Origin of the sequence: Stenotrophomonas pictorum JCM 9942, assembly GCF_001310775.1 — a bacterium.
Classification (GTDB): Bacteria; Pseudomonadota; Gammaproteobacteria; order Xanthomonadales; family Xanthomonadaceae; genus Stenotrophomonas; species Stenotrophomonas pictorum.
Map to the genome: position 1 here is coordinate 1 of NZ_BAZI01000103.1, position 8,323 is coordinate 8,323.

An 8,323-nucleotide genomic window follows, 5' to 3' on the forward strand; every position below is an offset into this window, starting at 1 on the left:
CAGCCGATGCCGGCAAGCAGTGACGGCTGGCAGCTGGCGGCCACCCGCGCGCCCGACAACCTGGCATTGCGGGTGCGTGCGCCGGCCGATATCGCCGAGCTGCATTTCTTCCCGGCCGACAGCTTCGTCTCCTACAAGATCCCGCAGACGATCGGCAACCGCGGCGCGCGCGCGCTGCTGAAACTGCCGCTGGATCCGGCCGAGCAGATGGCCGATGACGCGCGTCTGCGCGGGGTGCTGGCGTATACCGATACGCAGGGCGTCTACCGCGGGGTCCAGGTCGATGTGCCGTTTTCCAGCGAGGCCGAGGCTGCGGCACTGATCAGCCTGGACGATCTGGGCAACAGTGGCGAACCGGCCAGGGCCGATAGCGGGCCGGTGGCCCTGTCGATGACGGTGCTGCTGTTCGCGCTGCTCGGCGGCCTGATCCTGAACCTGATGCCGTGCGTGTTCCCGGTCCTGGGCCTGAAGGTGGTGGGTTTCATCGAGCAGGCCGGCAATGACCGTCGCAAGGTCACGCTGCACGCGCTGATGTTCACCGCCGGCGTGCTGCTCTCGTTCTGGGCGCTGGCCGGCGTGCTGGCCATGCTGCGCGAGGGCGGCCAGCAACTGGGCTGGGGCTTCCAGCTGCAGTCGGCACCGTTCGTGTTCGGCCTGACCCTGGTGATGCTGGCGTTCGCGTTGAACCTGAGCGGTGTGTTTGAAGTGGGAGTGCGGGCGACCAGCATCGGGTCGGGGCTGCAGACGCGCAGCGGTATCGGCGGCAGCTTCTTCTCCGGCATGCTGGCCACGCTGGTGGCCACGCCGTGCAGCGCGCCCTTCCTGGCGCCGGCACTGGGCGCGGCGCTGGCGTTGCCGACCGCGCAGGCGTTCGTGGTGTTCACCGTGATCGCGCTGGGTCTGTCGCTGCCGTATCTGCTGCTGTCGGTGTTCCCGAAGCTGGTGGATCTGCTGCCCCGTCCGGGCGTCTGGATGGTGACGTTCAAGCAGCTGATGGCGTTCCCGCTGTATGCCACCGTCGGCTACCTGGTGTGGGTGCTGGCCGGACAGCTGCAGGAAGCGGCGCTGTTCAACGTGATCGGCGCGCTCACCCTGGCCGCGTTCGCACTGTGGCTGTACGGGCGGGCCACCCGTCCGGGCGTTAAGGGAACGCGTGCCGGTATCGGCATGGGCGCCGCCGTGCTGGCGCTGGTGCTGGCAGTAGTGCTGGGCTGGCCGCGGGCACAGGCACCGGACCAGGTGCAGTGGGAAGCCTGGAGCAGCCAGCGCGTGCAGGAACTGCAGCGCGAAGGCCGCGGTGTCTATATCGACTTCACCGCACGCTGGTGCGCCACCTGCCAGGTCAACAAGAAGGTCGTGTTCAGTTCGGAACGGGTCCGCAGCTATTTCCGCGACCACAACATCGCCACGCTGAAGGCGGACTGGACCAATGCCGATCCGCTGATCACCGCGGAACTGGAGAAATGGGGCCGCAGCGCGGTGCCGTTCAACCTGGTCTACCGCGCCGACGGCAGTGCGCCGCAGGAAATGCCCGAAGTGCTGACGCCGGACATCGTGCTGGCCGCGTTTGAAACCCCCTCCCCCCGCAGGCAGGACTGAACGGTCATGTCTGGAATATCCACGCGCCTGGTGCGCACCTCGAAGAGAAAGCAACGAATGATTTCGCCACGCCTGCTGTGCGTCGGCCTTGCGTTCGGTCTTATGGCAGCTCCGGCTGCCTGGGCCGCACCGGTCAAGGTTGACGGTTTCACCCATATCAAGTCGATGGACGGCATCGACGAATACCGCCTGGACAGCAACGGCCTGAGCGTGCTGGTACTGCCCAGCCATGCCGCGCCGGTGGTCACCTTCCAGATCACCTACCGGGTGGGGTCACGCAACGAGGTCACCGGCTCCACCGGTGGCACCCACCTGCTCGAGCACCTGATGTTCATGGGCAGCACCCACTACGACGCCAGCAAGGGCAACAGTGTGGACACCTACCTGGACCGCGTCGGTGCCGGCTTCAACGCCACCACCTCGATGGACCGCACCAACTACTACGCCACCCTGCCGCCCTCGGCGCTGGACGGCTATATCGCCATTGAAGCCGACCGCATGCGCGGCCTGCTGCTGCGCGAGAAGGACCGCCAGAGCGAAATGACGGTGGTGCGCAACGAGTACGAGCGCAACGAGAACAACCCCAACGGCGCGCTGATGAAGCTGATCTGGAGCACCGCGTTCCAGGCCCAGCCGTACCATCATCCGGTGATCGGCTGGCGCAGCGATATCGAGAACGTCTCCATCGACAAGCTGCGCGAGTTCTACGACACCTATTACTGGCCCAACAACGCCACCGTGACCGTGGTGGGCGATGTCGAGCCGGCCAAGCTGCTGGCCACCATCGGCAAGGAGTTCGGCAAGGTGCCGCGTTCGCCGCATGCCATTCCGGAGGTGTACACCACCGAGCCGGCCCAGCAGGGCGAGCGCCGCGTGATCCTGCGACGTGCCGGCGAGGCGGGCACGGTGATGATGGCGTTCAAGGGCCCGGCCGGGCTGGATGCGGACATCCCGGCGCTGACCGTGCTGGAGCTGGTGCTGCAGGGCGGACGTGGCAGCCGCCTGTCGCGCGCCCTGGTCGATACCTCCAAGGCGGTCGGTGTTTCCGGCGGCATGTACCAGCAGCGTGATCCGAGCCTGTTCATGCTCAGCGCGGTGCTGGCGCCGGGCGTCGAGCACGCCGAGGTGGAGAAGATCATCAACGACGAGATCGGCAAGGTCGCCCGCGAAGGTGCCGCTATCGAGGAGATCAAGCGCGTGCTGGGCCCGTACCGTGCCGATGTGGCGTTCCGCCGTGACGGCACCGACCAGGCCGCCGACTCGCTCAACGAGTACATCGCACTGGGTGACTGGACCAAGTACGCCACCTTCCTGGACGAGCTGGAAAAGGTCACCTCGGATGATCTCAAGCGCGTGGCAGGCAAATATTTCAACGCAGACCAGAGCACGGTCGGCTGGTTCGTGCCGGAGAGCAGCAAGTGAAGAACGCAAAGCGCAATCTGATGTTTCCGCTGGTGCTGGCCGCCAGCTTCTGCCTGAGCCCGCTGCTGGCGCAGGCCGGTGTCGCCGACACGGCCGTGCGTGCCGAAGCCGCGGGGGTGGATCTGATCATCTATCCGATGGACGTCAAGGACGTGGTCACCATCACCGGCGCCATGCCGCTGGGGGATGCCTTCATCGCCTCCAAGTCCGACAACCCGGCGGTGCCGACCCTGACGGCGATGCTGCTGCAGGCCGGCACCCTCAAGCGTGACAAGTTCGCCATTGCCGATGCCCTGGACAGCATCGGCGCCTCGCTGTCGATCAGCCCGGGTCCGGCCCGCATCTCGGTCTACGGCAAAAGCCTCAAGCGCGACATGCCGACCGTGGTCGATGCGTTGGCCGAACAGCTGCGCGAGCCGGCATTCACCGCCGAGGAGCTGGCCAAGGCCAAGGTGCAGCTGGAGGCGGCATTGCGCCAGGCCAGCGAGAACCCGGGCACGATGGCGCGCGAGACGCTGATGCTGAGCATCTTCCCGCGCGGCAGCTACAACGCCCCGGTGCCGCGCGAGGACATGCTCAAGGCGGTGCCGGCGGTGACGCTGGAGCAGATCAAGCGTTCCACAGCAAGTACTACGGCCCGGAGCACATGACCCTGGTATTCACCGGTGATGTGGATGCCAAGGCGATCGAGCAGGCGGTGACGCACGGTTTCGGGGGCTGGAGCGGTGGGGTGGATTACCTGCGCACCGCACCGGCGCGGATCAAGCCCAAGACCTTCGAGCACAGCATCGCGATGAAGGACAAGTCCAGCACCAGCGTGTTCTTCGGCCAGAGCACCGGCCTGCGCCAGACCGACGCGGACTATGTGCCGCTGATGGTGGGTGTGGACGTGCTCGGCTCGGGCTTCACCGGCCGGCTGATGGCGGCGGTGCGTGCCAAGGAAGGCCTGACCTATGGCATCGGTGGCAATCTGCTGGGCAGTGACTACATGGACGGTGGCTTCGCCATCAGCACCACCTTCGCCCCGGAACTGCTGGACAAGGGTATCGCCAGCACCCGCCGTGAACTGCTGCACTGGTGGAAGGACGGCATCACCGCCGAGGAACTGGCCGGCCGCAAGCAGGCGATGGTGGGCAGCTACCAGGTGGGCCTGGGCAACACCGATGGCATGGCCTCGGCGATCCTGGGCACGGTTGAACGTGGCGTCGGCCTGGAGTGGCTGGACAACTATCCGTCGATGATCGAATCGGTCACCCGCGAGCAGATCAACACCGCCATCCGCACCTACATCGATCCCAAGCAGATGGTGATGGTCAAGGCCGGCACCTTCGGCAAGTGATTGCCTGATTGGCAGACAACAAAGAAAACGCCGGCATTGCCGGCGTTTTCTTTTTCCATCGTCAACCCGCTCAGGCGCGCACGGTATTGGAGATGATCTCCACCCAGTAGCCGTCCGGGTCCTTGATGAAGGCCAGGCTCTTCATCCGGCCATCGCTCAGGCGCTTCTGGAACGGTACGCCCAGCGCCTCGAAGCGGGCACAGGCCGCCTCCAGCTCCGGCACCGACACGCAGAGATGGCCGAAGCCGCGCGGATCGCTGTTGCCGTCGTGGTACACCGGACCGTCCTGCTGCTCGGTGCCGTGGTTGTGGGTCAGTTCCAGCACGCCGGGAATGCCGGCCATCCACAGGCGGCGCTGGGCATCGTCTTCGGGGATGGCGGTGCCGGCCGGCACATAGGCCAGGAAGTACAGACTGAACGCGGCCTCGGGAAAGTCGCGCTGGTCGATCAGCGAAAACCCCAGCACGCGGGTATAGAAGTCCAGCGAAGCGGTGATGTCCTTGACCCGCAGCATGGTGTGATTGAAGACGAAACCGCGGGTTTCAGCCGCCGTGGCGGCAGCGACGCCGGGCTGCTCGCGCAGGGAGGAGAGGCTCATGGAAGCTCCTTGAGGGGGAATGCACAGGGCGCAGGCCTGTATTTTACGTGCGCTTCCCGGTCGCCGGATGACGGCGGCCGTAACCGCCGTCGTCCGGAATGGCATCAAGGATGCTGCGAGAACGCACGGACGCTGCCGTCCATCTGCAGCAGGCCGACGGTGAACGGCTGGCGGTAGCCGTCCGGGGATTCCATGCCCGGCGAGCCGATCGGCATGCCGGGCAGTACCAGGCCGCGCGCCTGCGGACGTTCGGCCAGCAGCTTGCGGATCGCATCGGCGGGCACGTGGCCTTCCACCACGTAACCATCGATCTCGGAGGTATGGCAGGAGTACATGCCTTCGCCGATGCCGAGGCGCTGTTTCACCGCGAGCATGTCGCCGCTGTCGTGGATTTCCACCGGAAAGCCGGCCGCCTGCATGTGTTCGGCCCAGCCGCCACAGCAGCCGCAGTTCGGATCCTTGTGGACTTTCACCAGTGGCAGGCGGTTCTCTGCCGGCGCCGCTGTGGCTGTCCCGGCAGGGGGAGAGGCGGTGCCGGAAGCCGCCGGCGGGGCGGCGTTGCAGGCACTGACCAGCAGCAAGCTGCCGATCAGTACGGCCAGGGGAAACGCTGTTGAACGGATGATCATGGAATCTGCTTCCTGGAGGGCATCACGCGCTGTGCGGAGGTGATGCGGGAGACGGTAGGGAACATGCCGAGGTAGCTGCCGGCAGTGGCGCGGGACGGGCAGCGGAGGCATGCCCGTCCCTGATCCTCAGAACCAGAAGCGCACGCCGGCGACCCAGCGCGATTCGCTGACGTCTTCGCCAGCATCGCGATGCAGGTCGGCGGTGTTGCCGAAGACGCGTTCGTGGACGAACCCCACATACGGGGCGAAGCGGCGGCTGAACTCGTAACGCAGGCGTAGGCCCGCCTCCACGCTGCTCAGGCCCTTGCCGACAGCCCGGCGCGGATCGTCATCGGCGACCAGGCTGGCCTCGAGCACCGGTTGCAGGATCAGCCGGTTGGTCAGCAGCACGTCGTACTCGGCTTCAACCACCAGCTCGGCTTTGCGGCTGCCGCCCAGATAGGCCATCGCCGACATTTCGAACTTGTACGGCGCCATGCCCTGGAAGCCGAAACCGGCGCGGGTCAGGTCCGCTGCGTGCCGGTGGTTGTCATGGCGAACGCCGGCCACCGCATCCCACCACGCGAGATCGCCCGGCCGTACAGCGCATCGACCGACCAGTCGCCCAGCGCGTTGTCACTGCGGTGACCTTCGCTGCGCAGCCACAGCCGGTTGATGTCACCTCCAAACCAGGCATCGATGCCCCACGCCTGGCCCCCGCCATGGGCGTTGTCCCAGGCTTCCAGCTGGTCGAATACCACCAGGCTGTTGAAGGCCGGGGCGTGTTCCATCGCGTGCGGCTTCATTACCGGAAACGCCGCGGTGAAATCGTCCGGCGTCAGCGCCGGGACCGGTTCACGCGGGGTATCGCTGGCGGCTTTCGGCGGCATCGCGTGCCCGGCGTGCGGATCGTTCTTTGCCGCAGGCGGCATCGCATGCCCGGCGTGCGCATCGTGCGCGCTGGCCTTGGCCTGCGGTTTGCCCTGCCCGGCATGCGGATCCTGGGCGAACGCGCCACCGCTGGTGGCCAGGGCGAGGAACAGCAGGGAGTGGGGAAGTGTCTTCATGCCTCGATCCTCACTTCTCGCATCATGCCCGCTTCCATGTGGTACAGCAGGTGGCAGTGGAAGGCCCAGCGGCCCAGTGCGTCGGCGCGGACGCGGTAGCTGCGGCGGGTGCCCGGCGGCATGTCGATGGTGTGCTTGCGCAGCTGGAACTGGCCCTCGGCGTTTTCCAGGTCGCTCCATACGCCGTGCAGGTGGATCGGGTGCGTCATCATCGTGTCGTTGACCAGCACGATGCGCATACGCTCGCCGTACTTCAGGCGGATCGGTTCGGCGCCACCGAACGGGATGCCGTCGAAGTTCCAGGCGAATTTCTCCATGTGTCCGGTAAGGTGCAGCTCGATCTCGCGGCCCGGTTCGCGCCCATCGGGATCGGTGAACAGCGAATGCATCGCGCCGTAGGTCAGCACGCTGCGGCCGTTGTCGCGCAGGCCGATGCCCGGATCGTCCAGCTTCGGTTCGCTGGCCGAGGTCTGCATGTCCACCAGCGGATTGCCGGCCTCGCTGGGCTTGTGCTTCGGCGCTTTGTCATCCGCACCGTGACCGCCGTGGCCCATCATCGCCGCACCGCAGCCGCCTTCCATGCCCTTCATGCCCATGTTGGCGCCGCAGCCACCCTCCATGCCGGCGTGTCCGCCGTGATCGCCCATGTCATGGCCCATATCGCTCATGGTCAGCAGCGGCCGTGGGTCAATCGCGGGGATCGGTGCCTGCAGACCCGGCCGCGCGGCCAGCGTGCCGCAGGCATAGCCGGTGCGGCCCATGTCCTGGGCAAAAATCGTGAACGCATCCTGCCCGCTGGGCTCGACGATCACATCGAACGTCTCGGCCACCGCGATCCGGAACTCGTCCACGCTCACCGGATGGATGTACTGGCCATCGGCGGCGACCACGGTCATTTTCAGCCCGGGAATACGCACGTCGAAATAGGTCATCGCCGAGCCGTTGATGAAGCGCAGCAGCACCTTCTCGCCGCTGCGGAACAACCCGGTCCAGTTGCCGGCCGGCGCGGTGCCGTTCATCAGGTAGGTGTAGGTGTGGGCGTTGATGTCGGAGATGTCCGAGGGTGTCATCCGCATCCGCCCCCACATGCCGCGGTCGGCCAGGGTGTCCCGCAGGCCGTCGCGGCGGGCGTCACGCAGGAAATCACCGACCGTGCGCTGGTAGGTGTTGTCGTGCATGGCCATTTTCTTCATGCGCCGGTGCAGCGCGGCCGGATCCATATCGGTCCAGTCCGACAGCAGCACCACATGCTCGCGGTCGTAGTGATATGGCGGCGGCGCCAGCGGATCGACGATCAACGCGCCATATAGCCCGGCCTGTTCCTGGAACAGCGAATGGCTGTGGTACCAGTAGGTGCCGGACTGCCTGAGCTGGAAGCGGTATTGGAAGGCCTCACCGGGTGCGATGCCGTTGAAGCTCAGCCCGGGCACGCCGTCCATGTTGGCCGGCAGCAGGATGCCGTGCCAGTGGATGGAGGTCACATCGTCGGTGAGCGTGTTGGCCACGCGGATGTCGACGGTGTCGCCTTCGCGCAGGCGCAGGATCGGCGCCGGCAGCGAACCGTTGACGGTGATCGCGCCACGGCTGCGGCCGGTGAAGTTCACCGCCGAACGGCCGATGGCCAGGCTCAACCGGGTGCCGCGCAGCTCCACGGGGGGCACGGCCATGGACGCTGGTGCGCCGGCGAACG

General features: G+C 66.5%; 7 protein-coding genes and 1 pseudogene. 4 read left to right on the forward strand and 4 right to left on the reverse strand.

All coding sequences use genetic code 11. The features are described 5' to 3' along the window. From JCM9942_RS07185 to JCM9942_RS07200, 4 genes are all read left to right on the forward strand, one after another. Positions 1-1,599: protein-disulfide reductase DsbD family protein (locus JCM9942_RS07185; protein ID WP_054658745.1), on the forward strand; the 1,599-nt coding region annotated here is incomplete at its 5' end. Positions 1,600-1,656: 57 nt separating this feature from the next. Continuing rightward, complete coding sequence (locus JCM9942_RS07190) at positions 1,657-3,021, forward strand: M16 family metallopeptidase (protein WP_083468454.1); 1,365 nt, start codon at positions 1,657-1,659, stop codon at positions 3,019-3,021. Further along, on the forward strand, positions 3,018-3,671 hold the full coding sequence (locus JCM9942_RS07195; RefSeq protein ID WP_054658747.1) for an insulinase family protein: 654 nt from the start codon (positions 3,018-3,020) through the stop codon (positions 3,669-3,671). The genes JCM9942_RS07190 and JCM9942_RS07195 overlap by 4 nt, the downstream gene beginning before the upstream one ends. After that, positions 3,668-4,360 (forward strand): M16 family metallopeptidase, encoded by a 693-nt coding sequence (locus JCM9942_RS07200; protein WP_054658749.1) that lies wholly within the window; start codon positions 3,668-3,670, stop codon positions 4,358-4,360. The genes JCM9942_RS07195 and JCM9942_RS07200 overlap by 4 nt, the downstream gene beginning before the upstream one ends. Before the next feature lie 70 nt (positions 4,361-4,430). Here JCM9942_RS07200 and gloA read toward each other — a convergent pair whose 3' ends face one another. The 4 genes and pseudogenes from gloA to JCM9942_RS07225 form a co-directional block, all read right to left on the reverse strand. After that, the gene (gene gloA / locus JCM9942_RS07205; protein ID WP_054658751.1) at positions 4,431-4,958 is read right to left on the reverse strand and encodes a lactoylglutathione lyase; all 528 of its coding nucleotides are present in this window, start codon (positions 4,956-4,958) and stop codon (positions 4,431-4,433) included. 104 nt (positions 4,959-5,062) lie between these two features. Continuing rightward, on the reverse strand, positions 5,063-5,587 hold the full coding sequence (locus JCM9942_RS07210; protein ID WP_172675066.1) for a DUF411 domain-containing protein: 525 nt from the start codon (positions 5,585-5,587) through the stop codon (positions 5,063-5,065). 126 nt (positions 5,588-5,713) lie between these two features. Further along, positions 5,714-6,633: pseudogene (locus JCM9942_RS20670) on the reverse strand (copper resistance protein B). Further along, positions 6,630-8,323: copper resistance system multicopper oxidase (locus JCM9942_RS07225; protein WP_054658762.1), on the reverse strand; the 1,694-nt coding region annotated here is incomplete at its 5' end. The gene JCM9942_RS07225 and the pseudogene JCM9942_RS20670, both read right to left, overlap by 4 nt.